Annotated in this window: 27 protein-coding genes and 3 tRNA genes; 13 read left to right on the top strand and 17 right to left on the bottom strand. The window is 67.7% G+C overall.

Annotated elements, in window-relative coordinates:
• Positions 1-5 precede the first annotated feature (5 nt).
• On the top strand, positions 6-1,007 hold the full coding sequence (locus H5393_RS05675; RefSeq protein WP_182766368.1) for a LacI family DNA-binding transcriptional regulator: 1,002 nt from the start codon (positions 6-8) through the stop codon (positions 1,005-1,007).
• Between the two features lie 69 nt (positions 1,008-1,076).
• On the opposite strand, the gene H5393_RS05670 is transcribed toward H5393_RS05675, so the two are convergent.
• From H5393_RS05670 to H5393_RS05655, 4 genes are all read right to left on the bottom strand, one after another.
• A complete protein-coding gene (locus H5393_RS05670) occupies positions 1,077-1,319 on the bottom strand; it encodes a DUF2249 domain-containing protein (RefSeq protein ID WP_182765864.1) in 243 nt (80 codons plus the stop codon).
• 111 nt (positions 1,320-1,430) lie between these two features.
• Positions 1,431-3,029, bottom strand: a complete 1,599-nt coding sequence (locus H5393_RS05665) for a PHB depolymerase family esterase (protein WP_182765863.1) — start codon at positions 3,027-3,029, stop codon at positions 1,431-1,433.
• A 325-nt stretch (positions 3,030-3,354) separates the two neighbouring features.
• Positions 3,355-3,430, bottom strand: a tRNA-Lys gene (locus H5393_RS05660).
• A gap of 81 nt (positions 3,431-3,511) precedes the next feature.
• A complete protein-coding gene (locus H5393_RS05655; protein ID WP_076060445.1) occupies positions 3,512-3,844 on the bottom strand; it encodes a thioredoxin family protein in 333 nt (110 codons plus the stop codon).
• An 80-nt stretch (positions 3,845-3,924) separates the two neighbouring features.
• Here H5393_RS05655 and H5393_RS05650 point away from each other — a divergent pair, with 80 nt between their 5' ends.
• Positions 3,925-5,364: an NAD(P)/FAD-dependent oxidoreductase gene (locus H5393_RS05650; protein WP_182765862.1), complete on the top strand. Its 1,440-nt coding sequence runs from the start codon at positions 3,925-3,927 to the stop codon at positions 5,362-5,364.
• Here H5393_RS05650 and treS read toward each other — a convergent pair.
• From treS to nadE, 4 genes are read right to left on the bottom strand one after another with little or no spacing between them, the layout of a single operon-like run.
• Entirely contained in the window at positions 5,339-7,108 is a 1,770-nt protein-coding gene (treS, locus tag H5393_RS05645) for a maltose alpha-D-glucosyltransferase (RefSeq protein ID WP_182765861.1), read from the bottom strand. The two genes, H5393_RS05650 and treS, sit on opposite strands and share 26 nt — an antisense overlap.
• A gap of 17 nt (positions 7,109-7,125) precedes the next feature.
• Positions 7,126-8,094: a DNA topoisomerase IB gene (locus H5393_RS05640; RefSeq protein ID WP_255436347.1), complete on the bottom strand. Its 969-nt coding sequence runs from the start codon at positions 8,092-8,094 to the stop codon at positions 7,126-7,128.
• Positions 8,095-8,131: 37 nt separating this feature from the next.
• A complete protein-coding gene (locus tag H5393_RS05635) occupies positions 8,132-8,701 on the bottom strand; it encodes a cysteine hydrolase family protein (RefSeq protein WP_182765859.1) in 570 nt (189 codons plus the stop codon).
• Positions 8,698-9,522: an ammonia-dependent NAD(+) synthetase gene (gene nadE, locus H5393_RS05630; protein ID WP_182765858.1), complete on the bottom strand. Its 825-nt coding sequence runs from the start codon at positions 9,520-9,522 to the stop codon at positions 8,698-8,700. Before nadE ends, H5393_RS05635 begins: the two co-directional genes overlap by 4 nt.
• Positions 9,523-9,557: 35 nt before the next feature.
• Between nadE and H5393_RS14845 the strand changes: the two genes are divergently transcribed.
• Together H5393_RS14845 and H5393_RS05620 are read left to right on the top strand one after the other, a co-directional pair.
• Entirely contained in the window at positions 9,558-10,184 is a 627-nt protein-coding gene (locus H5393_RS14845) for a trimeric intracellular cation channel family protein (RefSeq protein WP_182765857.1), read from the top strand.
• 40 nt (positions 10,185-10,224) lie between these two features.
• Positions 10,225-10,653 carry a DUF1801 domain-containing protein gene (locus H5393_RS05620; protein WP_182765856.1) on the top strand — a complete coding sequence of 143 codons (429 nt, stop codon included), beginning with the start codon at positions 10,225-10,227 and terminating at the stop codon, positions 10,651-10,653.
• Between the two features lie 9 nt (positions 10,654-10,662).
• Here the strand turns inward: H5393_RS05620 and H5393_RS05615 are convergent, their stop codons facing one another.
• From H5393_RS05615 to orn, 3 genes are all read right to left on the bottom strand, one after another.
• The gene (locus H5393_RS05615) at positions 10,663-11,187 is read right to left on the bottom strand and encodes an SRPBCC domain-containing protein (RefSeq protein ID WP_182765855.1); all 525 of its coding nucleotides are present in this window, start codon (positions 11,185-11,187) and stop codon (positions 10,663-10,665) included.
• A 64-nt stretch (positions 11,188-11,251) separates the two neighbouring features.
• Positions 11,252-11,324: transfer RNA gene (locus H5393_RS05610), tRNA-His, on the bottom strand.
• A gap of 64 nt (positions 11,325-11,388) precedes the next feature.
• Entirely contained in the window at positions 11,389-12,060 is a 672-nt protein-coding gene (gene orn / locus H5393_RS05605) for an oligoribonuclease (protein WP_182765854.1), read from the bottom strand.
• A gap of 60 nt (positions 12,061-12,120) precedes the next feature.
• On the opposite strand from orn, the gene H5393_RS05600 reads away from it, so the two are divergent.
• Positions 12,121-12,193 (top strand) — tRNA-Arg (locus H5393_RS05600).
• Positions 12,194-12,588: 395 nt separating this feature from the next.
• Positions 12,589-13,860, top strand: coding sequence for an ATP-binding protein (locus H5393_RS05595; RefSeq protein WP_182765853.1), 1,272 nt, complete (start codon positions 12,589-12,591; stop codon positions 13,858-13,860).
• 26 nt (positions 13,861-13,886) lie between these two features.
• Here the strand turns inward: H5393_RS05595 and H5393_RS14840 are convergent, their stop codons facing one another.
• Positions 13,887-14,309 (bottom strand): NUDIX domain-containing protein, encoded by a 423-nt coding sequence (locus tag H5393_RS14840; protein ID WP_182765852.1) that lies wholly within the window; start codon positions 14,307-14,309, stop codon positions 13,887-13,889.
• 283 nt (positions 14,310-14,592) lie between these two features.
• On the opposite strand from H5393_RS14840, the gene H5393_RS05585 reads away from it, so the two are divergent.
• Positions 14,593-14,940, top strand: coding sequence for a TfoX/Sxy family protein (locus H5393_RS05585; protein WP_182765851.1), 348 nt, complete (start codon positions 14,593-14,595; stop codon positions 14,938-14,940).
• Between the two features lie 105 nt (positions 14,941-15,045).
• Here H5393_RS05585 and H5393_RS05580 read toward each other — a convergent pair whose 3' ends face one another.
• The gene (locus H5393_RS05580) at positions 15,046-15,579 is read right to left on the bottom strand and encodes a DUF1697 domain-containing protein (protein ID WP_255436374.1); all 534 of its coding nucleotides are present in this window, start codon (positions 15,577-15,579) and stop codon (positions 15,046-15,048) included.
• A gap of 19 nt (positions 15,580-15,598) precedes the next feature.
• Entirely contained in the window at positions 15,599-16,486 is an 888-nt protein-coding gene (locus H5393_RS05575; protein ID WP_220488241.1) for a metallophosphoesterase family protein, read from the bottom strand.
• Between the two features lie 152 nt (positions 16,487-16,638).
• Here H5393_RS05575 and H5393_RS05570 point away from each other — a divergent pair, with 152 nt between their 5' ends.
• Complete coding sequence (locus H5393_RS05570) at positions 16,639-16,950, top strand: monooxygenase (RefSeq protein ID WP_182765848.1); 312 nt, start codon at positions 16,639-16,641, stop codon at positions 16,948-16,950.
• A gap of 7 nt (positions 16,951-16,957) precedes the next feature.
• Here H5393_RS05570 and H5393_RS05565 read toward each other — a convergent pair whose 3' ends face one another.
• Positions 16,958-17,554 (bottom strand): 2'-5' RNA ligase family protein, encoded by a 597-nt coding sequence (locus tag H5393_RS05565; protein WP_076060483.1) that lies wholly within the window; start codon positions 17,552-17,554, stop codon positions 16,958-16,960.
• Between the two features lie 76 nt (positions 17,555-17,630).
• Between H5393_RS05565 and H5393_RS05560 the strand changes: the two genes are divergently transcribed.
• From H5393_RS05560 to H5393_RS05540, 5 genes are all read left to right on the top strand, one after another.
• The gene (locus H5393_RS05560; RefSeq protein WP_076060486.1) at positions 17,631-19,028 is read left to right on the top strand and encodes a PrsW family intramembrane metalloprotease; all 1,398 of its coding nucleotides are present in this window, start codon (positions 17,631-17,633) and stop codon (positions 19,026-19,028) included.
• Entirely contained in the window at positions 19,025-20,746 is a 1,722-nt protein-coding gene (locus H5393_RS05555; RefSeq protein WP_182765847.1) for a GTPase domain-containing protein, read from the top strand. Before H5393_RS05560 ends, H5393_RS05555 begins: the two co-directional genes overlap by 4 nt.
• The gene (locus tag H5393_RS05550; RefSeq protein WP_182764418.1) at positions 20,746-22,356 is read left to right on the top strand and encodes a GTPase; all 1,611 of its coding nucleotides are present in this window, start codon (positions 20,746-20,748) and stop codon (positions 22,354-22,356) included. The genes H5393_RS05555 and H5393_RS05550 overlap by 1 nt, the downstream gene beginning before the upstream one ends.
• A gap of 69 nt (positions 22,357-22,425) precedes the next feature.
• A complete protein-coding gene (gene ettA / locus H5393_RS05545) occupies positions 22,426-24,105 on the top strand; it encodes an energy-dependent translational throttle protein EttA (RefSeq protein ID WP_182764417.1) in 1,680 nt (559 codons plus the stop codon).
• Positions 24,106-24,223: 118 nt separating this feature from the next.
• Complete coding sequence (locus H5393_RS05540; RefSeq protein WP_182764416.1) at positions 24,224-24,712, top strand: hypothetical protein; 489 nt, start codon at positions 24,224-24,226, stop codon at positions 24,710-24,712.
• Between the two features lie 73 nt (positions 24,713-24,785).
• Here the strand turns inward: H5393_RS05540 and H5393_RS05535 are convergent, their stop codons facing one another.
• Positions 24,786-25,751, bottom strand: a complete 966-nt coding sequence (locus tag H5393_RS05535; protein WP_182765846.1) for a hypothetical protein — start codon at positions 25,749-25,751, stop codon at positions 24,786-24,788.
• Positions 25,744-26,235, bottom strand: a complete 492-nt coding sequence (locus H5393_RS05530) for an RNA polymerase sigma factor (RefSeq protein WP_182764414.1) — start codon at positions 26,233-26,235, stop codon at positions 25,744-25,746. The genes H5393_RS05535 and H5393_RS05530 overlap by 8 nt, the downstream gene beginning before the upstream one ends.
• Between the last annotated feature and the right edge of the window lie 15 nt (positions 26,236-26,250).

The following is a 26,250-nucleotide window of genomic DNA, read 5'->3' as shown; positions in this document are numbered from 1 at the left end:
CTACGATGCGTGAAGTAGCCGCCGCCGCCGGCGTTTCCACTGCGACCGTTTCCCGCGTAGCGAACGGGGGAGCGGGGGTCGACCCCGACCTGGCCAAGCGGGTGCAGGGCGTCATCGATGAGATGGGCTACCGGCCCAACCTCGTGGCGCGAGGGCTGAGGAGCCAGTCGACGCCACTGCTGGCGCTCGTGATCCCTGACATCGAGAACGCCTTCTTCACCTCACTGTGCCGCGGCGTCGAGGATGTCGCGCGGCGCCAGAAATTCTCGGTGATGCTGTGCAACACCGATGAGGATCCGGCGAAGGAAGCGGCCTACCTCGGGGTCCTGGCAGCGCACTCCGTCTCGGGCGTCATCATCAGCGCGGCGTCTGTGTCCTCGGACCTGGCCCCGGTCACTTCCCGGGGAATAGCGGTGGTCGGCATCGGGCGCCGTCTGGGGGATGGCTTCGACTGCGTGCGCACTGATTCGGAGGCAGGGGCGCGTCAGGCGACGCGGCACCTGCTCTCCTACGGCGCGGAACGGGTGGCGTGCATCACCGGCGCGGATGACGTGATCACTGCCGAGGAGCGACTCCAGGGCTACAAGCACGCACTCGAGGCGGCTGGGCTCGCAGTGGACGACGATCTGATTGTCCACGCGAACTTCCGTGAGGACGGCGCCTACAGGGCCATGAACCAGTTGCTCGACCTTGACCAGCCGCCAGACGGGGTCTTCGTCGCGAACAACCGCATGACCATCGGAGCCATGCGGGCGTGCAGAGAGCGCGGCGTGAGCATACCGGAGGAGCTGAGCCTGGTGGGTTTCGACGACCTGCCCTGGGCAGATCTCACGACACCTTCCATCACCACGATGCGTCAGCCCACCTACGAAATTGGCGCAGCGGCGGCCCGGCTTCTCCTGGAGCGGATCGGTGGCGAACCGGGTGCGGGACGGGAGATCGTCTTCCAACCGGAGTTGGCTGTCCGGCAGAGTTCGGTCAAGAAGTCGGCCGCGTCCCGCCCATAGCGGGCGGCACATGCTGAGCCCCGGGTACCCCGCACAGTGCGGTGTCCCCGGGGCGCTTGGATTTGTGGGTCAGGCCGTCTTGTCGGTCTTGCCGATCTTCACGCGCCAGACCTCGGGGCCGTTCTCCTGGTAGTCCCAGGTGTACTCGCCCGGGTGCTCAGCGGCGAACTGGTAGGAGAGCGGCTTGGGGTCGTGGTCGTTCACGAGGATGAAGGCCTCGCCGGGAGGCAGTGCGGACCAGGTGCCGAAGATGGTCGAGTGGCGCTGGGCGGGGGCGAGTTCGCGGACGTCCAGATCGGGTGTTTGCGTCATGTCTCGAGATTAGTACAGGTTGCTGGTAACAATGCAGGGGGTCCGCCGTTTCGAGCAGAGGAACGGCCGGCCAGCCATCTCGGGGGTGATGGTTGGCCGGCCGTTCGGGGTTCATCGGCTCTGCTTGGCGATCCACTCGAAGATGGTTTCGCCCTCTTCGTCGACCACGAGGTTGTTGTACACGTAGTTCCACGAGTCGTGAGCGCCGAAGTAGTGCTCACCGTCATACACGGGGCCCGCCGGGTAGCGGGCCATCTGGGCGTCCACGCCGGCGGCCAGCAGGTTCGCGAGCGTTGCGGGCTGGGAGGCGGCGGCCCAGTCGGACGTGTTGCCCACCAGGTAGACGGGGAAACCCTTGGCTGCGACGATCGCGGCCTGCTCGGCATTGAGGTTGCCACCGGAGGTGAGGATGGCGGCGGCGAAGTCGAGTTGGTTCTCGGTCTGCGACGTGATGAGCGGTGTCGTCATTGCGGTGCCCATGGACAGGCCGCCCACGTAGACCCGGTCGGGATCGACGTTGTTGTCGGCGATGATCGTGGCGATCAGGGCCTCCATGTCGGCCAGCCTGTGCGCGCCCCAGCCCGTCGTGGTGGACTGCGGAGCCAACACGTAGGCCCCGTCGAGAGTGTCCTGGAACTCGGTGTCGGCGAAGGCGAGCGCGCGGTTGCCGATCAGGTTGGCGCCAGGGTTGGTGCCGTGGAAGCGCTCACCGGTGCCGTGGAACCAGACGAACAGCGGGCGCAGGTTCTCCTCGCTCGCGTTGGCCGGGGTGTACAGGGAGTAGGTGCCGCCGCCCGGTGCATCCGCGATCTCGAACTGGTCGAAGATGGGATCGTGACGGGTGTCGCCCTGGACGTAATCGTTCTCGTGAAGACCAGCGATGGCCTCCTGCTGGGTGATGTCCAACTCGATGCTGGCGAACGCGATCAGCCCGTTCACCGTGTACCAGGCTGCGCGCGTGGCCGGCACGTCATAGCGGTTGGCGCTGCTGGTGCCGTTGGGTTCGGTGCGGGTGTTCCACTCGATCTCCAGCTTCACGTACTGGCCCTGCTCGGCGGGGTTGCCGTCAGCGTCCACGACGTAGGCGTCGAGGATGTTCCACTGGGCCCAGCCGTCGCCGAGGGCGTAGCTCTCCTTCTCCGGATCCCAGCCGAAGTTGCCGAAGCCGCCCTGGACGCTGCCGTCGGCCTCCGTGATCCTGGCCTTGGCTGAGAACGTGTCCTTGTCGATCGCATCGGCGCTGACGGTTGCGCCGAGGTCGATGATGGCGCCCGAGTAGTAGTAGCCCGGGTTGCTCGAAGTGCGGAGCGCCTCGTAGCTGATCGGTCCGCTGTACAGCGGCGGAACGACAACAGTGGCGGTCATGGTCTTCCCGTTGACCTTCGTGATCGTGAACACGACGCTCTGTTCCTGGGTGGTCTGCTGGATCCGCACGTCGAGCGCGCCTTCGCGTTGCTGGTTGCTGTCGACGGCGTACGGGGCGACCACGACGTCGCCGCCGTTGCCGGCCCAGGTGAGCTCTGCCGAGTTGTTGGCGTTGCCGTGCCAGCCGACGGTGATCTCGCCGGAGTACCAGCCATCGACGGACGCGAACTCGCCGGCTTGGAGTGTGTGGACGTTGTTGCTGGTGGGGATGTCGAGCGCCCGCGCGGGGGCGATGAATGTGAAGGCCATCAGGAGCGAGATGGCGACTGTGAGGAATCTCTTCATTGTGATCTCTCTGTGTGTGGTTCGTTACCTGTCGGTTTCCCCCGAATACGCACGTCACCGAGGCTTCGCCGCCTCCTCGCGGCGCCGTCGGCGGTGATCAGCCACGGCAGTGACCGGTCACGGATCGATACTAACCAACCCAGGGGTCATTAGTAGTGGTGCGCAACAAAAGAGTCCATGAGTATTCGAGTGCCAGCCGCAAGACTGGGCTAGGACTGGGCGCGGTCCGGCATCGGTGCACGGAGGGTCTGAAGGGAGGCCGCAGTCGAGTGGGCAGGGGTCCCTGGGAACCACAAAGCCCCGACCGAAGTCGGGGCCTTTGGCTTGGTACACCACCAGGGACTCGAACCCTGAACCCGCTGATTAAGAGTCAGCTGCTCTGCCAGTTGAGCTAGTGGTGCGCGCGAGGAATAACTCTAGACCCTCGCCGTTCGGCTTGTCCAATCGGACCCTCGTGTTGCACGAAACCCCTTGTCAGAAGCCTATTCGATGATGTTCGGCAGTGCGCGGTCCAGCGCTTCGTCGATCTCCCGCGGCGAGTCCGGCCGCACCACTCGGGCGACCTCCTGCCCGTCGCGCAACAGGATCATCGTGGGCCACAACTTCACCTTGAACGACCGGCCCAACGGGAGGCCCTTTCCATCGGCGACCTTGATGCGCTCGACGTCCGGCCTGTTGCCCAAGGCCTCGTCGAGGGCCGGGGCGGACCGGGCGCAGAACCCGCACCAGTTCTGGCCGAACTCCAACGCGACGAGGCCGCGCGTGGCATCGATCTCGTCCCGTGTGGGCTGTTCATCCTGGTAGCCGAGCGTCATGTCCCCAGGCTAGGCGACCTCCCCGGGCAGAAGCCGCAGATCGGCCACATTGCCCCACCATCCGGCGCAGGATGGTGCCCATGGAGACAACCGACTTCGACCTCATCGTCATCGGCGCCGGCTCGACGGGCGAGAACGTCGCGGACCGCGCCGTCGCGGGCGGTCTCAGCGTCGCCGTGGTGGAGAGTGACCTCGTCGGCGGGGATTGTTCCTACTGGGCCTGCATGCCCTCCAAGGCCCTCATCCGGCCCGGTGAGGCGCTCCGGGCAGTGAGGGCGGTCGCAGGTGCGTCGACGGCGGTGACAGGCTCCCTCGACGTGGGGGCCGTGCTGGAGCGGAGGGATTCATTCACCTCGCACTGGGACGACACCGGCCAGGTGGAGTGGGTCCAAGGCATCGGCGCGACGCTGGTGCGCGGCGCGGGGCGCCTGACCGGCGAGCGCGAGGTTACCGTCGACACCGACGAGGGGCGCCGCGTACTGCGCGCCCGGCACGCCGTCGCCGTCTGCACGGGCACCGAGCCCCTGGTCCCCGACATCCCGGGGCTGCGTGACGCGCGGCCGTGGACGAGCAAGGACGCCACTAGCGCCGAGCGGGTGCCCGAGAGCCTGGTGGTCATCGGCGGCGGGGTGGTGGCCTGCGAGTTGGCTTCCGCCTTCGCCGACCTCGGTGCCGACGTCAGCCTCATCGCCAGAAGCGGGCTGCTCGGCTCCATGGAGCCGTTCGCGGGAGAGGCGGTGGAGGGCAGGCTGCGGGAGCGTGGGGTTCAGGTCCTGACCGACGCACGGGTCAGCAGCGTGACCAGGTCGGGCGGCGAGGTGACCGTCGCGACCGGCCACCACGGCCGCATCGTCGCCGCCGAAGTGCTGGTGGCGACGGGAAGGCGGCCCCGCACGGGCGGCCTCGGGCTGGAGTCGGTGGGCCTCGAGCCGGGCGAGTACCTCGCCGTCGACGACACCATGCGCGTCGAGGGACACGGGTGGCTGTACGCGGTCGGCGACGTCAACGGGCGCGTCCTGCTGACCCACCAGGGCAAGTACCAGGCCCGGGCCGCCGGTGACGTCATCGCCGCCCGCGCGGCCGGCCACCCCGTCGACGACGACGACTGGGGCAGGCACGTCGCCACCGCCGACCACCGGGCGGTGCCCCAGGTGGTGTTCAGCGACCCGCAGGTCGCCTCCGTCGGTCTCACAGCAGCCGAGGCGCGGGATGCCGGGCTCACTGTGCGCGCCGTCGAGTACGCGCTGGGCGACGTCGCCGGGGCGAGCCTGCACGCCGACGGCTACGACGGCCGGGCCTGCCTGGTCATCGACGAGGATCGCTCCACCGTGGTGGGCGCGACCTTCGTCGGCGCAGACGTGGCCGAGTTGTTGCACGCGGCGACGATCGCCGTCGTGGGGGAGGTGCCGCTGCGGCGACTGTGGCACGCCGTGCCGGCCTATCCGACGATCAGCGAGGTGTGGCTGCGTCTGCTGGAGACGGCTGGCGCCGACTTCAGGAATCTGCCGGCACATCCTTGAACAGCAGCCAGGCGTAGCCGTAGGGCGGCAGCTCGATCCGGTACTGGTCGCCGATCACCTGCGGAGCTTCCGGCACGGTGCCCGACAGGACTGCGGGGGTGCGGCCGTCCAGGCCCGGCAGTTCCACCTCCACCATCTGCGGCCACGCGGTGAGGTTGTTGACACACAGCACCAGATTGGTGCCCTGCCGGCGCTCGAACGAGAACACCTCTTCAGGCCCGTCAAGCTCACGGAAGCTGCCGACGCCGAACAGTTCGTACTTGCGACGCTGGGCCAAGGTGTGGCGCAGCCAGTTCAACAGCGACTGGGGGTTGGCCTGCTGATCGGCGACATTGACCTGCTCCGGCCCGTACGGGGGAGTGGCGGGGATGGGCTTGTCGAAGAGGTACGGGTTGGCGTCGGAGAACCCGGCGCCCGGCATCTCGCGGGTCCACTGCATGGGGGTGCGCACGGCGTCGCGGTCCGGCAGCCAGATGTGGTCGCCCATGCCGATCGCGTCGCCGTAGTACAACACCGGCGACCCCGGCAGCCCCAGTAACAGCGCATGCATCAACCGGATCTGGCGCTCGTCGTTGTCCAGCAGCGGCGCGAGCCGACGGCGGATGCCCAGGTTGAGCCGCATCCGCGGCACCGGGGCGTACTCGTTCCACAGGTATTTGCGGTCCTCCTCGGTGACCATCTCGAGCGTCATTTCGTCGTGGTTGCGCAGGAACGTGGCCCACTGGCAACCCTCCGGCAAGGCGGGGGTGTCGGACAGGATCTCGGCGATCGGCAACCGCGAACCCTGCTTCAGGGCCTTGAACAGCCTGGGCATGAGCGGAAAGTGGAAGGCCATGTGGAACTCGTCGCCTTCGCCGAAGTACTCGACGGTGTCGTGGGGCCACTGGTTCGCCTCGGCGAGCAGCATCCGGCCGGGGTACTCCTCGTCAACCATCGCGCGGATCCTGCGCAGGATCTCGTGCGTTCCTGGCAGGTTCTCGCAGTTGGTACCCTCCTCCTCGACGAGGTAGGGGACGGCGTCGAGGCGGAAGCCGTCGACACCGAGGTCCAGCCAGTGGCGCAGCGCGTCGAGGATCTCCTCGAGCACCTTCGGGTTGTCGTAGTTGAGGTCCGGCTGGTGCCGGTAGAACCGGTGCCAGTAGAACTGCTTGCGCACCGGGTCGAACTCCCAGTTGGACTTCTCGCTGTCCAGGAAGATGATCCGGGCGTCGGGATAGCCGCGGTCGTCGTCGCGCCAGACGTAGTAGTCGCCGTAGGGCCCGTCGGGGTTCTTCCGCGACTCCTGGAACCACGGGTGGTCTGACGACGTGTGGTTGAGGACGAAGTCGCTGACCACGCGGATGCCCCGGGCATGCGCCTCGGCCTGGTTCTTCATGCCCTCCTTGGTGCCCATCTCCACCTGCACCGAGGTGAAGAAGTGCACGTCGTAGCCGCCGTCGCGCTGCGGGGAGGGGAAGAAGGGCGGGATCCAGATGCAGTCGACGCCGAGCCACTGGAGGTAGTCGAGCTTGCTGATGAGGCCGTTGAGGTCGCCTGCGCCGGTGCCGGTGCTGTCGGAGAACGAGCGCACCCACACTTCGTAGAAGACGGCGTTCATGTACCAGCAGGGGTCGTCGTTGAGGGACTGGGCGGGCGGCGGGCCGTCAGGCTTCGGCACAGCGGGGCCGGCGGCCGTCCACGTGGTGGTCGCGGGCGAGGGGTTGCCCACCGTCGGCTGGGGGATGATCCCCGGAGCGTCAGTCATGGTTTCATCCTTGCCCATCACTCCAACAACGCAAGGAGGGCCTTCTCCAGGCCCGTCTGGCGCGCGTTGGCCGAGCTGTACTTCTTCCGGGCGGCCTCGGCGATGGTGTCGCCGGATTCGTAGGCGTCGAGCACCCGCGGGTCGATGTACGACGAGCGCGCCACCGTCGGCGTGTTGCCCAGGTAGCTGGCCACTTCCTGAACCGCCTGCCTGATCGCGCGTTGGCGCGACGCCTTCGAAGTGCCGGGCTCCTCGGTCAGCGCCAGCGACTCCGCGGCGATCACCGTGGCGTGCCAGGTGCGGAAGTCCTTCGCGGTGAGCGCGCCCCCGAAGAGGTCGGAGAGGTACCCGTTGACATCGGCGCTGCTGAGGTCGCGCCACCGGCCGTCCTGCCGGTACGCCAGCAGCCGCTTGGAGTCGTCGGTGCGCTTGCGCAGCTTCTCCAGCACCGTGATGGCCGGCTGGTCGTCGACGGCGATGGTGTGCGCGATCCCGGACTTCCCCGTGAACGAGAACACCAGGTCGTCGCCCCGTCGGCGGACGTGCTGCTTCTCCAAGGTGGTGAGCCCGAACGAGCCGTGGGCGTCGGTGTAGGCGTCGTTGCCGATGCGGAAGTACCCGATGTCGAGCAGCCGCACGGCCGTGGCGCAGACGCACTCCAGCGACGAGTCCTCGAGAGTCAGGTCCGCCGAGATCCGACGGCGGGCCGAGGGCAGCATCTCGGCCGCGGCGGTGATGCGCTCGAACTTGGAGCGGTCGCGCTTCAACCGCCAGTCCGGGTGGTAGAGGTACTGGCGGCGGCCCGCGTCGTCGGTGCCCAGGGCCTGCAGGTGGCCGTTGGGGTGGGGGCAGATCCACACGTCGGTCCAGGCGGGCGGGATGGCCAGGGCCTTGACGCGCTCCACCTCGTCCTTGGGTAGCGCGTTGCCGTCTGCGTCTGTGTAGCTGAAGCCACTGCCGCGCTTGCGGCGCGTGAAGCCCATCATGCGTGGGCTGACCCGACGGAGCCTGACCATGAGGACCTCAGGACCCAGCGAGGAGGTCGAGGCTCTCGCGCTGGGTGAGCACCGGCTGGCGCATCTCCTCGCGGAGGAAGTCGAGTAGGGCTTCGGCGAGCGGACGATGGTCCGACGCGATGGCGTCACCGGCGACGTAGGCGCGGAAGTTGTGCGCGAAGGCGCCGATGGCGGTCTGGGCCACGCAGCTGTGGGTGGACACCCCGCAGATCAGCAGGCGGTCGATGCCGAGGAAGTCGAGTTGTTCCTTCAGGTTGGTGCCGAAGAAGGCGTTGTCGCGGGTCTTGACGATCTCGACGTAGTCGGTGGTGTCGAGGCCGTCCAGGAATTCCGCCTGTTCGCTGCCGGGAAAGGCGAAGCCCTGGTCGTCCTCCAGCATGTTGAGGGTCCAGGTGGACTTGTCGGGCTCGTGCTGGGTCCGCACCAGGATCACCGGGCGGCCGTTGGCGCGGGCCGAGGCGATCAGCTCGTTGGTGGGCGGCAGGAGGAGTTCCTCCTTGCCGGCGAGGCCGGGCAGTTCGAAGTAGGACTTCTGGAGGTCGATGACCACCAGCGCCAGTCCGGCGTCGCCGCTCATTCCCGCCACCAGGTGTCGAAGATCGTCACCGGCACCGTCCGCTTGTGCCGGCTGCGCAGCCAGGTCTGCTCGATCCGCTCCGCGGAGGCCGCAGGGACCTCGCGGCCCTCGAGGTAGTCGTCGATGTCGTCGTAGGGGACGCCGAGCTCCACCTCGTCCGGCTGGCCCACCTTGTCGTCGAGGAGATCTGCGGTGGGCACCTTGCCCCACAGCTGTTCAGGCGCACCCAGGTGTTTCAGGAGCTGACGGTTCTGGCGCTTGTTGAGGCCGAACAGCGGCAGGATGTCCGCGCCGCCGTCGCCGAACTTCGTGAAGAAGCCCATGACGGATTCCGCGCCGTGGTCCGTGCCCAGCACGAGCGCGTTGTTGTCGCCTGCCACGGCGTACTGCGCCACCATGCGGATGCGGGCCTTGACGTTGCCCTTGTTGAAGTCGGTGATCTCCTCGCTGACGGCCGTGGCGTACTCGTCCTCGAAGCCGTCGACGGCGCGGCCGACGTTGAAGGTGAGGTCGCGGTCCGCGCCCACGAAGTCCATCGCGGCCTGCGCGTCGGCCTCGTCGTGCTGCACGTTGTAGGGCAGCCGCATGGCGTAGAAGGTGGCGTCGCCGCCCTGCGCGCGCACCCGCTCCGCGGCGAGTTGCGCGATCCTCCCGGCGAGCGTGGAGTCGATGCCGCCTGAGATGCCGAGCACGTAGCCACGGGTGTGGGAGGCGGCGAGGTAGTCAACGAGGAACTGGATGCGCCGCTCGATCTCCTGCGCAGGATCGATCTCGGGCCGCACACCGAACTCGTCGATGATGGTCTGCTGAAGTTCACGCATCACCCCATTGTGCTGGATGGTGGCACCATTGGCCCGTGGATGCGTTCGATCCCTCGGTGCTTTTCCGGGTCGTTGACGTGGCGGGTGTGGTCGCCAACGGGCTACTCGGGGCCCTTGTGGCGCGCAGGTTGCGGTTCGACATCATCGGCTTCCTGTTCCTCGCCATCCTCACCGGCCTGGGAGGGGGCATGCTCCGCGATGTGCTGCTGACCACCCGTCCCGTCGCCTTCATCGACCCGCTGTACCTCGTGGGCGCAGTCAGCGCCGCGGGGGTCGCCTACCTGGTGACGTTCAAGGGCCGATGGATGAGCCGGCTGCTGACCTCGTTGGACATGCTCGCGCTGGGCTGTTGGAGCGCCACCGGCACCATCAAGGCGTTGGGCTTCGGGCTCGACCCGCTGCCCGCCATCCTGGTGGGCGTGCTGACTGCCGTGGGCGGGGGGATGATCCGCGACGTCGTTACGGGGCGCATCCCGGTGGTGTTCGGCGGTAACACGCTCTACGCCTCCGTGGCGGTGATCGGGGCAGCGGAGAGCCTGATCCTCACGCAGCTGGGGTACCCGAACCTGGGCATGGCGGCGTCGATCCTGACGTGCACCGTGCTGGGGCTCTTGGCGCACCGCTACCGGTGGACGCTGCCCCAAAAGGGCGAGGCGCGCTGAAAGGGCTGGAGATTTGTCGCAGGCCGGGTGAGGATGGGGCATGGAGGACAGTGGAAATACCCAGGGCCGCCCGAAGCTGCTCTCTGGCGGCAACCCGCAGATCCCGAAGGGCGAAGGTCCCGGCCCGGTGCGCGACTACATCGCCGCGATGCCCGGCTGGAAGCAGCCCATCGGGCAACGCCTGGACGAGCTGATCGTCAAGGCGGTTCCGGACGTCCGCAGGGCCGTGAAGTGGAACCAGCCGCACTACGGGAACGAGGGGGACGGCTGGTTCCTGTCGTTTCGTTGCTACACCAGGTACGTCCAGGTGCAGTTCCTGAAGGGCACCTCACTGGAGCCCATGCCGCCGAAGGAATCTATGCATGCGGAGGTGCGTTACCTGGACATCCATGAGGACGACGACCTGGACGAAGCCCAGCTGAGGTCCTGGATCGAGCAGGCGAGCAAGTTGCCCGGCGAACGGATGTAGGCGCTGAGGTCAGTCCGCCGACGCGGGGAGGTACTGGTCGGCCCACCGTCTGCCGGGATCCGGATCTGCGCCGAACCGCTCGGCGTACCCCTCGTGGATGGCGCGCCAGTGCTTGTGGGCCTCCTCCTCGGACATGGGCTGGCCGGCGAGGTGCGGCTCCAGCCGCGACAGGTAGGTGTGCCAGCCGGTGGCGGTTTGCGCGGCCGGGAGGTCGTCGATGGTGTGGGTGAAGGTCAGGCGGGTGCCGGTCTCCGTAGGTTCGAGGTCGAAACTCTGGGGCTGGCCGGCGAACGTCCATGCCAGGCGCGACGGCACGCTGGCCTCGTCGACGGTGAGGGTCATCCCGCCGAGGTCGATGCTCTCGCCGGTTTCCGGCCCCCAAGGGGCGGCGCCGGGGAAGAACTCCTGGAGCTCAGCGGGGTTGCTGACCGCCTGCCAGACCCGCTCGACTGGGTAGGGGAGCTCGATTTCGAAGCGCAGCGCGGGGCGCCCGTCGACCGATTCGAGCGTGCCATATGGGCTGTTCGGAGCCATGATCTTCCTCAACTCGGCGACAAAGCAATCGGCCCCAGCATAAGCCGGGGCCGATTCTCTTCGGGGTGAGTAACGGGACTTGAACCCGCGACTTCCTGGACCACAACCAGGTGCTCTACCAGCTGAGCTATACCCACCATCGCCGGTTGATCCGGCAGCCACTAATCGTAGCGGATGGGAATGGCCTGCGCGAATCGAGCGTCAGACCTCGTCGACGGGGGCCTCAACGGGCGTCTCCACGGGGGGAGAGACGGCCGTGGATCCGTTGGCGCCGGTGAGCGCCCCGCGGTGGCGGGCGGCGATCTCACGCAACTGTGATGACGTGGGGCCTGGGCGGGGGACGAAGAGCGCGTCGCGGTAGTAGCGCAGTTCCTCGATGGACTCCTGGATGTCGGCCAGGGCGCGGTGGTTGCCGGACTTCACGGGGGCCAGATACTGCACCCGGGGGTACCAGCGGCGGGCCAGTTCCTTGATGGAGGACACATCAACGTTGCGGTAGTGCACCCACTGCTCGAGCTCCGGCATGTCGCGGGCGAGGAAGGCGCGGTCGGTGCCGATCGTGTTGCCGGCGAGGGGCGCCTTGCGGGCGATGGGCACGTGGGTGCGGACGTAGTCGAGCACCTGGGTCATGGCGTCTTCCATGGTGGTGCCGGTGCTGAGTTCGTCGAGGAGGCCGGACTTGGTGTGCATGTCGCGGACGAAGTCGCCCATGGCGGTGAGTTGCTCGTCGGACGGCTTGATGAGCACGTCGACGCCGTCGCCCAGGACGTTGAGGTCGCCGTCGGTCACGAGGGCGGCGACCTCGATCAACGCGTCGGCCCCGAGGTCGAGACCCGTCATCTCGCAGTCGATCCACACCAGTTTTTCGCTCATGGGCACCAACCTATGACTCCGGGCCACCTGCACGCCAACGGGCTACACTGTTTGGCCGAAGCCCCAGTAGCTCAGCGGATAGAGCAACAGCCTTCTAATCTGTAGTGCGCAGGTTCGATTCCTGCCTGGGGCGCTTTACATTTCGCCGCGAGAGCGACAGCGGCTTGGGCTCCGGAGCGGGGGCGACAGGGCGGAATGGCGGCCAGAGGGAGCGCAGTGAACCTGTCGTAAGTTTGCGAGTGAACTCCGAGGTCCTCGTGCGGCGAATCGGTGCGGCATGATTCAGCCGAACTTGGTGTCCTGCGCGTTCAGAGTGAAGTCCTGACTCATTGACGCAGGATCGGGGGGACATCCGGACCCACCACGGCCCGACGAGGGACCAACTGGTTCTTCTCATGCCCAGGACGCAGTCTTGCGACGATGCCGGGTTGAGAACATCCGCAATTGCCGATGTGCGAGCCTGCAATCTGTCTGATTCATGCCGTGCTAATTGACTGATTCAGATCCTGCTTCTTGTATGGTTCATGCATGGAGTATGCCCGCCGGATTCTGGATGACGAGTTGGATGAGTTGTTCGGGCAGGTTCCGGCGATCGCGGTTGACGGGCCCAAAGGGGTGGGGAAGACCACGACCGCTGAGCAGCGGGTTGCGGGAGTGGTGCGGTTGGACTCGAAGGCTATTCGTGAGTCGATCGCCGCGGAGCCGGAGCAGGTGTTGGGGCGTGGGCGTTCGCTGTTGATTGACGAGTGGCAGAAGGTCCCCGAGGTGTGGGACGTCGTGCGCCGTGCGGTGGATGCTGATCCGACGGGCGGGCAGTTCCTGCTGGTCGGCAGCGCCTCCCCGGCGCCGGGGGCCACGGCGCATTCCGGGGCTGGTCGGATCGGTCGGTTGCGGATGCGTCCGATGACCTTGTCCGAGCGGGGAGTGACGCAGCCCACGGTCAGCTTGCGGGGGCTGCTGGGTGGAGGTCGCGGGCCGCTGGCCGGGTCGTGCCCGCTGACTTTGAGCGACTACGTGGAGGAGATCGTTGCGTCGGGTTTCCCGGCGATGCGGCCATTGGTGGGGAGGTCGCGGCGGTTCCAGCTCGACTCATACCTGCGCAACGCGGTGGATCGTGACGTCCCGGAACAGGGGCTGGCGGTGCGGAAGCCTGAGGCGATGTTGGCCTGGTTGCGTGCCTATGCTGCGGCGTCGGCGACCACTGCGAGCTATGCGCAGATCCTGGATGCCGCCACGCCGGGGCAGGGCGATAAGCCGGCCCGCTCCACGTCGATCGCCTACCGTGACGTGTTGTCCAGTTTGTGGCTGCTGGACCCGGTGCCGGCGTGGGCGCCGAGCGGGAGTCTGTTGACCCGGCTGGGGCAGACGCCTAAGCATCATCTTGCTGACCCGGCGCTTGCCGCGCGTCTCCTCGGCCTCAGCCGTGACGCTCTGCTGGATGGCGTTGGCACGTCGGTGGGTCCGCAGTCGGGCAGCGTTCTGGGTCACCTGTTCGAGTCGTTGGTGACCTTGTGCGTCCGGGTCCCGGCGCAGGCGGCGGAAGCCACCGTCGGTCACCTGCGTACCCGCAACGGCGACCACGAAGTCGATCTGGTCGTCGTCCGCGACGACGGCCGAGCCCTGGCGGTCGAGGTCAAACTGGCCAACACCGTCACCGACCAGGACACCAAGCACCTCCACTGGCTGGCGGACCGGATGGGCGACAAGCTGCTCGACGCAGTCGTGATCAACACCGGCCCCAACGCCTACCGGCGTTCCGACGGCATCGCTGTGGTCCCTCTCGGACTCCTCGCACCGTGACTGGCCGACATCCGACTCTGCCGCTGTCAGGGGCGGTCCATTTCGCCGAGTTCATGGGCGTTCGGCGCAAAGTCGCGAGATGAGAGCCAGTTTCGGAGCCAGGGCACCAAGTGCATGATGTGAATGTGGCTGACCGGCACCCACTCTGCCTGTTCAGGTGATCCGCTGCTCTCTGCCCTCAGTACGCGATCCCGGACTTCCACCTCATAGATGAGCCGAATTGAGTGCAGTTCCACCGGTTCGTTCCTCAAGCGGCTCACGTCAGAGACAACATCGAGTAGACCTATGATCTGTGGACTCGTCCCGGTCTCCTCCGCGAACTCCCGAGTGAGGCATTGTTCGGGTGTCTCACCGAACTCGAGCCCACCTCCGGGCAGCCACCAGGTGCTGGGCCTCCCGGCCGTTCCGGCCACACGTACCAACAACACCTCGTGGCCCGCTGCGCGCAAGGCCGTATGCCGCAATGCGTTGCCGCTGGTGCACGCCGAGGTTCATGGTTCGATCGTAGGGCGCACTACCGGCAGTTCCGTGCGACGCCAGAGGGCTGCCGCTCAAGTCCGGATCTGCCGAATGGGATGCAGCCGCCCAGAGAAGGGCACACCCCGTTGGGCACGGGTGGCCAGTATGGTGTGGGCGTTGAGGGCCGGAGCTTCTGACCGATAACGGGCGATCGGATGGAGAGCCAACGGGTCGGTTGCGTGCGGATATGCGACAGCAGGGTCGGAGGGTTTGATGGCGTATGACGAGGGCTTGGCTGAGCGGATCCGGGCTGCGGTCGAAGCCGCGGCCGGGACCGGCGGGTATCGCGAGATCAAGATGTTCGGTGGTCTCTGCTGGACTGTGAATACTCACATGGCCGTGGGCGTCACCGATGGTGACCTGATGGTTCACGTCGGCAAGGACGGCATGGGCGTGGCACTTGACAAGGGCGCCTCCCCAGCGACGATGGGGGAAAGAACCATGGGAGGCGTGGTGCTGGTCGGCGCGTCAGAGATTCCAGACGCAGCTGCTGTGCGTGCCTGGGTCGTCCCGGCGGTGGAGCGGGCTGCGGCGAAAGCACCGAAGAAGTCGAAGGAGTAGGCCGCAGCCCTTGAGCTCGAGGCGACGCTCTGATTCGAGCAGGGCAACCGTGCCGTACGCCCTTGGTGTTCGTGGGTAGCCGATGAATGCGTCCCGAAGGTGGGTCTACGTTTGCTGCGCGGCGAGGATCGTCAACCGGGCGACGAGTCGCTGCATCGTGGGGATTCCCCGGCAGGTCACCGGGACGCCGAGCAACCGGGTCAGCTCTGGGCCGGCGGAGATTCCTGAACCGGTGGCGCTCGTGACCGCGTGAGCGCCGCTGAGTTCGTGCACGACGAGCTCGCCGGTGGGACCGCGTCCGACGTGAGGCAGCACGAGTTCCGGGACGCTGACGGCGTCGAAGAGGGTGAACTCGCCGCCAGGTAGGTCGGGATCGAGGTGCCCAACCGTGTCGATGAGCCAGTCCGCCGAGCGGACCACAACAAGGTCGGAGTAACCCGTGACAGCTGTGAGGCGGGCGACCACGGACTCCGCGAGCGCTGCGGGTTCGTCGCCGGAGAAGATCACGGTGCCGTTGGTCTGGAAGTTCACGGCGCTGGTCGCGCCGGCCGCCGTGAAGGCGTCCAGCAACTCCGGACTGCGCGGCGATCTGCTCCGCGCCTGGCCGAGGTTCATGTTCCGGAAGAACGCCACCTGCATGCTCACGTGCCCATCGCGTTCAGCTGTGGCGGAGATCGAACTTCGACAGCGGTTCGGGTCCCGCCATCACCCGGCGGGTGACCTGCAGCAACGCGTCCTCGTTCGGGTCCACGCGCCATCGGACAAGAGCGATGGTGTCCCCAGTGATTTCCAGGGCCGTGATGTGCGACGGGTAGACGCAGCTGCCCGAGTTGAAGTAGGGCACCCCGTTCTCGCGGGGGAACCTCTCGCGATGGGTGTGGCCGCAGATGAGTGCCGTCCGGTTCTGACGAATCCACTTCGCGTAGTTGCGCTCCACCTTGTGCCGCTTGTCCGCGTTGGCCACCGGGCTCGTGGGGCTGTGGAAACCGAAGGCGTGCGCATACCTCCAGAAGGCGCGCATCATGAACCGGCTGAATCGCCATGCCTGGTCGTTGGGAAGGTCACCCTGGTGCCCGTGCACCAGCAGGATGTCCTGGTGCGTCTGCTTGTGCCGGAACACGACCGCTTCCACCGGCTCCAAGCCGTCGAAGAACGGCTCCACCTCACCGGTGGCGACAGCCTTAGCGGTCCACAGATGCTCGCGGACGTAGTGGGGCTCCTTCAACACAATGTCGTGATTACCCCACATCCGGATGTACCTGTCGGCACGGTGGAACTGGAGCACCTGTTCCCACACGGCGCGGTTGGCTCTGATGATGTGCTTGTAGTCGTGCTCCCAGAGCTCGTCGCCGTCACCGGCCTCCACATAGGTGAACCCGTTGCGCCAGTAATAGTCCATCGCTGCCGTGAACGTGTTCTTGTTCTTCAGGAATTCGTCGGACTTCGAGCCGTCCCCGCGATGGCAGTCGCTCATGATCACGTAGCGCGAGGTGTCGTCGATCAGCTCGACCCGGGCATCCCTGTAGGCCTCCGAGAGACGTGTCATCGTCTTCACGGCAATCACCGCCCTTCGCTGGCTTCTCTTCGATCATAGGTCTGTGACGCGGTCGTCGTCCCCGATTGGTGGACGTGCCGGTGCTTGTGCGTCGCCGTTGCACTGACGTAGCTTGATCGTCACCACCGACCGAGAGATCAACGATGACTGTATTGGTACAAGTGAATTTCCCCATGCACGGGCCGTGGGGAGCGGAGATGGCAGAGGCGTTCCGCGGCCTCGCCGAATCCATCAACGCAGAGCCGGGCTTCATCTGGAAAGTGTGGATCGAAGACGAAGCTGCCGGCCTCTCCGGCGGCATCTACCTCTTCGAATCCCGCGAGCACGCGGAGGCCTATGTCGCGATGCACACCGAGCGCCTCGCCGGTTTCGGGATCACGGATGTAAAGCCTATCTACTCCGACGTCAACGAAACCCTCACGAGCGTGAACCGGGCGAGCCTGCAGGCTGTCTGAACCGGCCTCAGTTGGCGTCGAGGGTCCAGTTGGCGAGTTCGATCCAGTCGAACCAGCCCAACTCCGGACGCACCGTGACGGACACCAGATGGACGGACCCGATGCGCACGGGACCCACCTCGGGGGCGCCCTCGAGTCGGCGCTGGAGCTCCGCGTCGTCGACCTCGCCGGTGGCGTAGGCCAGGGAGACGTGGGGGCCGTACGGCGCCCCGAGGACGTCGCCGCCGTAACTGGCCGCCGCACGGCCGACGGCCTCGACCAGCGACACCCACGCCGAAGTCGAGTCCGCGACGCATTCCACGGCGACCGGTTGGGGCTGGGGCGCGCTCAGGTTCAGGTCGAAGGCGCGGACGGTCTCGAGCTCGTCGGTCAGGTGCTGCGCGAGGCGGCTGAGGTCCGCGTGCTTCAGGTCGTCGAACTGGGCCAGCCGGCGCACGGTGAAGTGCCGCCACGAGGCGGGCATCAGAGGAAGGTTCGGCAGGCCGTCGAGACGGGACGCGGCCTCGTCGAGGCGGTCCTGGACGTCGTCTGTGGGGAGGGCGTACACGTGGAGCGACCCGTCGTTCTGGGTCCAGGGGGTCATCTGCTCGAAGAAGCTGCGCATGGCGCTGAGCCTAGCGATGGGAAGCGGGCGGCGGATCCTCGGGCGCAGGACGATCGGCCGGTAGTCTGGGCGCACTATGAGTACAGCGCAGATCAGCCAGCCCACGACGCGCGGCCGTTGGCTGAACGGCCTGCCGCAGGATGGGCCCAGGCGCCCCTGGTACCTGCGGCTCCTGCGCAGCCCACTGTTCTGGCTGGCGCTGATCCTGTTTCCGCTGTACTTCTGGGCGCTCTACGACCAGTACTGGATGCTGCACCCCGAGCAGACGTTCGAGGACGGCACCCGCTCGCTGGGCATCAGCAACGAGGCCCTCAAGCTCGGCGCGTACTGGGCCATGTGGACCGGCCTCGCGTACACGACGCTGTTCATCCTGCTCGACCGGTTCCGGGCTTCGAGCCCCGTCGTCTGGTTACTGGCGCTCGGGTGGGGAGCCTGCGCCTCCACCTGGTTCTCCATCCACGTCAACACGTGGATGGGCCAGGCCATGGCCACCACCCAGGCCAACTCCGACGCGGGGTCGCGCGCCGCGATCTTCTCCGCTCCGTTCGTGGAGGAGTTCGCCAAGGCCACCATCCTGGTGCTGCTGGTGATCCTCTGGCGCAACAAGATCGTGTCGCGGCTCTCTATCATCACGCTCGCCGGGCTGTCCGCCGTCGGCTTCGCGTTCACCGAGAACATCATCTACTACGGCCGCGTCTGGATGCAGGCCACGCACGACATCACCATCGCGGAACCCGCGGAGTCCTTCATGGAACTGGTGATGCTGCGCGGCGTGTACACCTCGTTCGGCCACCCGCTGTTCACGATGATGACCGCCGCCGGCCTCGCGGTCGGGCTGGGCGCCCGCTCGAAGTGGGTCCGGGTCATGGCGCCGGTGGGCGGCTACCTGCTCGCCTGCGCGGGCCACATGCTGTTCAACGGCCTGTCGTCCACCAACTCCATCGACAACCTCATGATCCAGTGGTACATGGCGCTGGGTCTGGTGGCCGTGATCGTCATCTCCCTGATCGTCAGCATCGTCGGCAATGCGCAGATCATCCGGGCCCGCTTGGGCGACTACCAGCACGCCGGCTGGCTCACCGAGCGCGACGTCGAGCTTTACGGCCGCCCCCTCCGTCGCGCCAAGCTGCTGCTCTACGCCCTGTTCCGCGGCCCCCGCATCTGGTGGCGCACATCGAAGCTGGTGCGTCGCGTCACGGAGCTGGCGTACCTGCGCAACGCCATGACGCGCGGCCTCGTCTCGGAGGCCGGCGACGACCGCGCCCACCAACTGATCACCGAGATCCACTCGCTCCAGCAGATCACCTTCAGCGACTACGCGGGCCAGCCGATGATCCCGCCGCGCAAGAAGAAGGCCAGCGAACTGCCCCCGCCGCCTGAAGAGGGGCCGGGTGGGCCTCTCACCAGTAACTACGCCCAACCCGTCGCGCCCGGCCCGGCCGGCGTCGGCGGCAACTATCCTGTGCGTTCATGAGCGGATCCCAGAAGCTCGTCGACGCCTTCCACCTGCTCGACGCCACGCTGCCGTCGGCGCAGTTCCCGCTTCCCCTCGACGGCGCCGAGTCCCTGCGTAGCCTCGCGGGTTCGCTGGCGCACCAGGTCCGCGACTATCTGCTGCCGCGTGCCTCCCGGCTCGACGCACCGCTGCTCGCCGTGGTCGGCGGCTCCACGGGCGCCGGCAAGTCCACCATCGTGAACTCGCTCCTCCGGGCCGAGGTGACGCGCCCGGGTGTGCTGCGCCCAACGACGAAGTCGCCTGTGTTGATCTGCCACCCCGACGACGAGGAGTGGTTCCGCTCCGACAAGGTGTTGCCCGGGCTGGTGCGCACCGACACCCAACTCCACGACTCCCGGGCGTTGCACATCGTCGCGTTCCCCGACCTGCCCCCCGGCCTGGCTCTGCTCGACGCACCCGACATCGATTCGGTCGACGACGCCAACCGGGCGCTGGCCCGCCAACTCCTCCTCGCGGCAGACCTCTGGGTCTTCGTCACCTCCGCCGCCCGCTACGCCGACGCCGTGCCCTGGGACTACCTCCACCAGGCGCAGGAGCGCAACACGATGCTGGCGGTGGTCGTCAACCGCTGCCCACCGGGCGCGATCGCCCAGGTGGCCGGGCATCTGGCCCAGATGCTCGCCGAGCGTGGCCTGGCGTCGGCCAAGCTGTTCGCCATCGTCGAACGCGCCCTGGGGCACGACGGGATGCTCCCGCTGCCGGATGTCGGCGGGTTGCGGCAGTGGCTGGGGCAGCTCGCCTCGCAGACCGAGGCCCGGGCGCAGGTGGCGGTGCAGTCGCTGGCCGGCTCCGTGCGCTCGCTGGACCCGCAACTCCACGAACTCATCGGCGGCATCCACCGCCAGAACGAGGCCATCGAGGAGCTGCGGGAACAGTCCGTCAGCACCTACCGCCAGGCCGTCGTCGACGTCGCCGAGGCCGCTGGCGACGGCACCATGCTGCGCGGCGAGATCCTCAGCCGCTGGCAGGACCTCGTCGGCACCGGCGAGTTCATGCGCTCCATCGAGGAACGCATCAGCGCCTTCCGGGACCGCCTCACCGGCTGGTTCCGCGGCGAACCCGAGGTGCACGCCGTCGAGGTCGCCATCTCCGACAACCTCGCCGCAGTCCTCCAGGAGAAGGGCCAGTGGGCCGCGGAACAGGTGGCCGTGAAGTGGTCACGCACCCGCTGGGGCCGCGACATCATCGTCGCCGAGCCCGGCCTCGCCCATCCGTCGCCGGATTTCGACGCCGCGGCCACCGCCGCCATCCGCGCCTGGCAGTCCGACGTGATGCGCCTCGTCGAGGAGCAGGGCCGCGGCAAACGCATGAAGGCCCGCTTCCTCGCGCTGGGCACCAACATCCTCGCGCTGGCCCTGATGATCGTGGTGTTCGCCGCCACCGGCGGGCTCACCGGAGCGGAGGTCGGCATCGCCGGCGGCGCCTCGGTGCTCGCCCAGCGACTCCTCGAAGCCGTCTTCGGCGAGGGCGCCGTCCGGAAGCTCGCCGAACAGGCCCAGGCAGACCTCGAGGCCCGCGTCCAAGGCGTGCTGTCCGTCGAACTGTCGCGCTACGGCGCCATCCTCGATTCGCTCGCCGTCGACGACGGCGCCACCGCCCAACTGGAGACCGCCGCCGTCACCCTCCGGGACGCCGCGCGCAGCGCCTTCGACGACCTGACCGCCCCGGAGCTGTGATGTCCCTGATCGCCGACCACCTCGCAGCACTCACCGAGGTCCTCGACCTCGCGCAGGGCCGCATCCCAGCCGAGGCGGAGGCCCGCGCCCGCGCCGTCCTGGCGCACGCCCCCCGCAGGCTGGCCGCCGGCGCCCAGACCGTCGTCGCCATCGCGGGCGCCACCGGATCCGGCAAGTCCAGCCTCTTCAACGCCCTCACCGGCACCCGCCTGGCAGAGCAGGGCCCCCGCAGGCCCACGACGGCGCTCACCATGGCCGCCAGCTTCTCCGCCACCAACAGCCGCCTGCTGGACCTGCTGGCGGTGGCGCGCCGCCACGAGGTGGAGCCGCCCGCAGGCGGCATGCAGGACCTGATCCTGCTCGACCTGCCGGACCACGACTCCACCGCCACGGCCCACCGCGACGAGGTGGACCGTCTCGTGGCGCTCGTCGACCAGTTCACCTGGGTGCTCGACCCCCAGAAGTACGCCGACGCCGCCCTCCACCAGCGCTACCTGCGGCCGTTGGCCCGGCACCGCGAGGTCATCACCGTGGTGCTGAACCAAGCCGACAAGCTCTCTCCCGAAGACCTGGCGCGCTGCCTCGCGCACATCCGCCGGCTGCTCGACGACGACGGGCTCCACGGCGTGCCCATCCTCGCCACGTCGGCGGTCACCGGCATGGGGATCGACGACCTCCGCGGCCGCCTGGCGAAGCTTGCCACCGGGAAGCGCGCGGCGACCACCCGGCTCCAGGCAGACGCCGCCGTCGCCGCCCGGGAACTCGACGCGGCCATGGGCCGCGCCGTCACCCGCGGCGTGAGCAAGGACACCGTCCAGCGGCTCAACGCCCAACTGTCCGCCGCAGCGGGGGTGCCTATCGTGGTCGACGCGGTGCGCAACTCGGTGAAGCACCGGGGTCGCCTGGCCACGGGCTGGCCGCTGGTGAAGTGGATCGGCAGGTTGAAGCCGGATCCGTTGAAGCGGCTGCGCCTCGGGGTGAAGCGCGGCGCGGCACCGGCTGAGCTGGAACCGCCGGGCGGGCTGACGCGCAGCTCGCTGCCGGCACGCTCGGCCGCGGCGTCGTCACACCTCTCCACGGGTCTGCGTGGGCTCGCCAACGAACTGGGCGACGGCATGCCCGCCGGCTGGCGCGACGCCATCAGCCGCGCCGTGCACACGTCGGAGGCGACGCTGCCGGACCAGCTCGACCGCGCCGTCGTCGCCACCGACCTCAAGGTGGACCGCACGCCCGTGTGGTGGCAGCTGATCAGGGCCCTGCAGTGGGTGCTGATCGTCGCCGTCGTGGCGGGCGCCCTGTGGCTGACGCTCAACGTGGTGCTGAGCTACTTCGGGCTGCCGAAGGTGGACATCTACCCGGTCGGCCCCGACGGCGGGCTCCAACTGCCCGTGCCCACGCTGATGGTGATCGGTGGGGTGGTGGCCGGGATCGTGCTCTCGGGCCTGTCCGGCCTCGCGATCAGCGCCGCCGCGAAGGGCGCGGCGAAGCGCGCGAGGAAGGCGCTCAACGCGTCGGTGGCGGAGGTGGGCAGCGAGCACGTCGTCGCCCCTGCCGAGGCGGAGGTTCAGCGCTACGTGCAGGCCCGCTCCGCCCTGGATCGGCTCAGCTAGCGTTTCTGGGTTGTCCGCATTCCCGCATAGACTGGCCCGCGGTCCGTTACGAAGGGAAAACCGATACACGTGGCTGAGTTCATCTACAGCATGCAGAACGTCCGGAAGACCGCCGGTGAAAAGGTCATTTTGGATAACGTCACCCTCTACTTCCTGCCAGGCGCCAAGATCGGCGTCGTCGGTCCGAACGGAGCCGGCAAGTCCACCCTCCTGAAGGTGATGGCGGGCCTCGAGCGGCCCAACAACGGTGAAGCCGCCCTCAAGAAGGACGCCACCGTCGGGATCCTGCTCCAGGAGCCCCCGCTCGACGAGGACAAGACCGTCATCGAGAACGTCGAACTGGCCGTCGCCGAAACCAAGGCGATGATGGACCGGTTCAACGAGATCGGCGCCCTGATGGGGGAGCCGGACGCAGATTTCGACAAGCTCCTCGAAGAGATGGGCACGCTCCAGACGGAGCTCGACCACCGCGAGGCGTGGGAGCTCGACTCGAAGTTGCAGCAGGCCATGGACGCGCTCCAGTGCCCGCCGCCGGACGCCCCGGTCAACGTGCTCTCCGGTGGCGAGCGACGCCGCGTGGCGCTGTGCAAGCTGCTGCTGGAAGAGCCTGACCTGCTGCTCCTCGACGAGCCCACCAACCACCTCGACGCCGAATCCGTCGACTGGCTGGAGAAGCACCTCAAGAACTACCCGGGCGCCGTCCTGGCGGTCACGCACGACCGCTACTTCCTCGACAACGTCGCGGAGTGGATCTGTGAGATCGACCGCGGCCGGCTGCACCCGTACGAGGGCAACTACTCCACCTACCTGCAGAGCAAGCGGGAGCGCCTGCAGATCGAGGGCAAGAAGGACGCCAAGCGCGCCAAGATCCTCGAAAAGGAACTCGAGTGGGTGCGCTCCAACCCGAAGGCCCGCCAGGCCAAGAGCAAGGCCCGCCTGGCCCGCTACGAGGAACTGGCGGCCGAGGCCGAGCGGGGTCGCGCCGTCGACCTCTCCGAGATCAACATCCCGCCGGGCCCGCGCCTGGGCTCCGTCGTCCTCGAGGTGCGCAACCTCAAGAAGGGCTTCGGTGAGCGGGTGCTGATCGACGACCTCACGTTCACCCTTCCGCGCGCCGGCATTGTGGGCATCATCGGCCCCAACGGCGTCGGCAAGACCACGCTGTTCAAGACCATCACCGGTCTTGAGGAGGCCGACGCCGGCACGGTGAAGGTGGGCGAGACGGTGAAGTTCAGCTACGTGGACCAGGGCCGCTCGGGCATCGACCCGAAGAAGAACGTGTGGGAGGTCGTCTCCGACGGGCTCGACCACATCAAGGTGGCGAACTTCGAGATGCCGTCGCGCGCCTACGTCGCATCGTTCGGCTTCAAGGGCCCGGACCAGCAGAAGCTGGCCGGCGTGCTGTCCGGTGGTGAGCGCAACCGCCTCAACCTGGCGCTGACGCTGAAGCAGGGCGGCAACGTCCTCCTGCTCGATGAGCCCACCAACGACCTGGACGTGGAGACGCTGCAGTCGCTCGAAGACGCACTGCTCGACTTCCCCGGCTGCGCCGTCGTGATCTCCCACGACCGCTGGTTCCTGGACCGTGTCGCCACGCACATCCTGGCGTGGGAGGGTACCGACGAGGACCCGGCGAACTGGTTCTGGTTCGAGGGTAACTTCGCCGACTACGAGCAGAACAAGATCGAGCGCCTCGGCCCCATGGCGTCGCGCCCGAAGTCGACGGCCCACCGCCGCCTGACCCGCTGATCGTCGGTTCCCCTGAGCATGGGCGACGCCCCGTCTGCGCAATGCGCCACGGGGCGTTTCCCATTGGGGACGGGTGGTCATCGGTGCGGCTGCACGGGGCCGCGGTAGGCTGGAATCCATGCCTTCGCACACGCCGGTCCCGAGGTACCCCTTGGGTGAGTATGCGTATCAGGGCTTGTGGTGGGGCAGTGTGCTGCTCCCGCTGCTGCTGGCGGTGGTCCGGTTCGCAGCCGCTCCCACGGACATGACGTTCGCTCTCTTCACCATCATCGGGCTGCCGGCCATCATCGCCGGGCAGGTCATCGCGGGCATGCTGGCGTGGACCTATCGCCGTCGCCAGTGGCGGCACTGGTTGGGGCCGGTGGGGGCACGCTTGTCGTTCATCTACTACGCCGCCTGGGTGGTGCTGGCCCTGGCGTTACCGGAAGCGCGTCCGGGCGAGGTCTACCCGTCGTTCGTGATGGGGCTGTTCGGCAGCGCTTTCGCCAACGGCCTGTCGGCGGTGCTGTTCTGGCTCGTTCCGGTGCTGTACGTCACATTGCTGGCGTCGATCATCGTCGAGGGGGAGAGGGCCGTCAGGAAGTGGCGGAGGGCCCCCACGGCGTGACGGAGCCCCCAGGCAGCTCAAGAAGGGTGGCTTGAGCGCCCGGGGGCTCCATTCGGGGCCGTCGAGGTTGCCGTCAACTGGGCTCCACCAGTGCCTGGATCGCCTCTGGAATGGCGGCGGGAAGTTGGCACTGCCCCATGTCCGGATCCTCTCCGCTGGGCTCGCAGTTGTTGTCCATGCCCTCGAATGCCGAAGTGAGCAACAACACACGTTCCCCTGCCTGGACAACGACGGTGTCGGTGAAGACGCCGAAGCCCTCCTTCTCCGGCTCGGTCAGGATCATGAGGCCGGTGACGTAGCTCATCCGAGCAGGGGAGGCGTCCACCGCCGAATCGTCGAACGGTACCTCGTCGGTCTGATCCCGCGTGGTGACTTCCGACGGGGCCCCGAACTTGGGACTGACGTCGGTGCACGTCAGGGAGTCGGCCTTCAGCAGGTCGAACCCGGCCGAAGCCTCCTCCGGGGTGGCGTACCCGAGCACCGCGGCGCTGATGTAGGCGGGCCAGTCACCCTCCCTGCCGTACTCGCGGCTGAGGACGGTGATCGGAGCACCGACGTCACCCGGCAGGCACAGCGAGGAGACGCCCAGCCCTTCGAACTCGTTCTTGATCACGCCGGGGGACTGGTCGAGGAACAGCAGCTCCGCCGTGGGCAGGTTCGCATACGAGGGGGCGGCCACCGTCGGGTCCGTGGGCGGCACCACGGGGGAGCCCGAGGTCACGGTCTCGGTCGGTTGCGGGGTCGGTGAGGGCGACGGCGACTGCGTGGGCACCTCGGTGGCACCGTCGGAAGCCGTGGGGGACGGCGTCTGGGGGATGGCGGTATTGGCCCACTGGGGGGTGCGCAACTGGTCGAGCAGCGGGCTCTGCCAGACACCCACACCTGCTGTCAGCACCAGCGCCATGACGCCTGCAGCCACGGACACGTGGCGGGTGGTGCGGCGGCGGTTGCCGCGGCGGCGGATCTCAGACGGGGGAAGCATGTCGACCTTCTTGGCATCGGCGGCCAGGCGGTCCAGCTCAGGAATGCGATCAGGCATGTCGGACCTCCAAGTCAGTGTTGAGAAGACGCGCCAGCGTGGCGCGGCCCCGGGCGAGTCGGGCCTTGACGGTCCCGGTGGGTGAGCCGACCTCGTCGGCCACCTGAGACACGCTCATGTCGCAGAGGTGGTACAGCACGATGGCGCGGCGTTGGTCGTCGGGCAGTTGGTCGAGCGCCCTGTTGATCGCGACCCTGTCCGGGCTCGGCTCGTAGGTGCGCTCCGGTTCGACGGCACGGTCGGCCTGGCGGAATCCCCGGCGGGCCTTGCGCCAGCGGCTGACGGCCAGGCGGTAGGCGGTGGTGCGGATCCAGGCCTCGGGGTTCTGGTCCCAGTCAAGTTTTCTGCGATGGTCCCAGGCGCGGATGAACGCCTCCTGGACGCAGTCCTGCGCCTCGGCCAGATTGCCGCACATCGCGTAGATCTGGCCGACGAGTTTCTGGAACGACCCGGTGTACAACCGGTCGAACTGTGCCTCGTCCATGGCGCCTCCTCTCAG

The sequence above is a fragment of the Tessaracoccus sp. MC1756 genome (genome assembly GCF_014164735.1).
In the GTDB taxonomy this organism is placed as follows: domain Bacteria; phylum Actinomycetota; class Actinomycetes; order Propionibacteriales; family Propionibacteriaceae; genus Arachnia.
Note: the sequence above shows the minus strand (reverse complement) of the source record. Positions and strands in the feature narration are given on the sequence as shown.

What these genes read in the sequence shown, in the direction of transcription:
- H5393_RS05675 (WP_182766368.1), top strand. Translation starts at nt 6, where the DNA reads ATGCGTGAAGTAGCCGCCGCCGCCGGCGTTTCCACTGCGACCGTTTCC.
- H5393_RS05670 (WP_182765864.1), bottom strand. Translation starts at nt 1,319, where the DNA reads ATGACGCAAACACCCGATCTGGACGTCCGCGAACTCGCCCCCGCCCAG.
- H5393_RS05665 (WP_182765863.1), bottom strand. Translation starts at nt 3,029, where the DNA reads ATGAAGAGATTCCTCACAGTCGCCATCTCGCTCCTGATGGCCTTCACA.
- H5393_RS05655 (WP_076060445.1), bottom strand. Translation starts at nt 3,844, where the DNA reads ATGACGCTCGGCTACCAGGATGAACAGCCCACACGGGACGAGATCGAT.
- H5393_RS05650 (WP_182765862.1), top strand. Translation starts at nt 3,925, where the DNA reads ATGGAGACAACCGACTTCGACCTCATCGTCATCGGCGCCGGCTCGACG.
- treS (WP_182765861.1), bottom strand. Translation starts at nt 7,108, where the DNA reads ATGACTGACGCTCCGGGGATCATCCCCCAGCCGACGGTGGGCAACCCC.
- H5393_RS05640 (WP_255436347.1), bottom strand. Translation starts at nt 8,094, where the DNA reads ATGATGGGCTTCACGCGCCGCAAGCGCGGCAGTGGCTTCAGCTACACA.
- H5393_RS05635 (WP_182765859.1), bottom strand. Translation starts at nt 8,701, where the DNA reads ATGAGCGGCGACGCCGGACTGGCGCTGGTGGTCATCGACCTCCAGAAG.
- nadE (WP_182765858.1), bottom strand. Translation starts at nt 9,522, where the DNA reads ATGCGTGAACTTCAGCAGACCATCATCGACGAGTTCGGTGTGCGGCCC.
- H5393_RS05620 (WP_182765856.1), top strand. Translation starts at nt 10,225, where the DNA reads ATGGAGGACAGTGGAAATACCCAGGGCCGCCCGAAGCTGCTCTCTGGC.
- H5393_RS05615 (WP_182765855.1), bottom strand. Translation starts at nt 11,187, where the DNA reads ATGGCTCCGAACAGCCCATATGGCACGCTCGAATCGGTCGACGGGCGC.
- orn (WP_182765854.1), bottom strand. Translation starts at nt 12,060, where the DNA reads ATGAGCGAAAAACTGGTGTGGATCGACTGCGAGATGACGGGTCTCGAC.
- H5393_RS05595 (WP_182765853.1), top strand. Translation starts at nt 12,589, where the DNA reads ATGGAGTATGCCCGCCGGATTCTGGATGACGAGTTGGATGAGTTGTTC.
- H5393_RS05585 (WP_182765851.1), top strand. Translation starts at nt 14,593, where the DNA reads ATGGCGTATGACGAGGGCTTGGCTGAGCGGATCCGGGCTGCGGTCGAA.
- H5393_RS05580 (WP_255436374.1), bottom strand. Translation starts at nt 15,579, where the DNA reads ATGCAGGTGGCGTTCTTCCGGAACATGAACCTCGGCCAGGCGCGGAGC.
- H5393_RS05575 (WP_220488241.1), bottom strand. Translation starts at nt 16,486, where the DNA reads ATGACACGTCTCTCGGAGGCCTACAGGGATGCCCGGGTCGAGCTGATC.
- H5393_RS05570 (WP_182765848.1), top strand. Translation starts at nt 16,639, where the DNA reads ATGACTGTATTGGTACAAGTGAATTTCCCCATGCACGGGCCGTGGGGA.
- H5393_RS05565 (WP_076060483.1), bottom strand. Translation starts at nt 17,554, where the DNA reads ATGCGCAGCTTCTTCGAGCAGATGACCCCCTGGACCCAGAACGACGGG.
- H5393_RS05560 (WP_076060486.1), top strand. Translation starts at nt 17,631, where the DNA reads ATGAGTACAGCGCAGATCAGCCAGCCCACGACGCGCGGCCGTTGGCTG.
- H5393_RS05555 (WP_182765847.1), top strand. Translation starts at nt 19,025, where the DNA reads ATGAGCGGATCCCAGAAGCTCGTCGACGCCTTCCACCTGCTCGACGCC.
- H5393_RS05550 (WP_182764418.1), top strand. Translation starts at nt 20,746, where the DNA reads ATGTCCCTGATCGCCGACCACCTCGCAGCACTCACCGAGGTCCTCGAC.
- H5393_RS05540 (WP_182764416.1), top strand. Translation starts at nt 24,224, where the DNA reads ATGCCTTCGCACACGCCGGTCCCGAGGTACCCCTTGGGTGAGTATGCG.
- H5393_RS05535 (WP_182765846.1), bottom strand. Translation starts at nt 25,751, where the DNA reads ATGCCTGATCGCATTCCTGAGCTGGACCGCCTGGCCGCCGATGCCAAG.
- H5393_RS05530 (WP_182764414.1), bottom strand. Translation starts at nt 26,235, where the DNA reads ATGGACGAGGCACAGTTCGACCGGTTGTACACCGGGTCGTTCCAGAAA.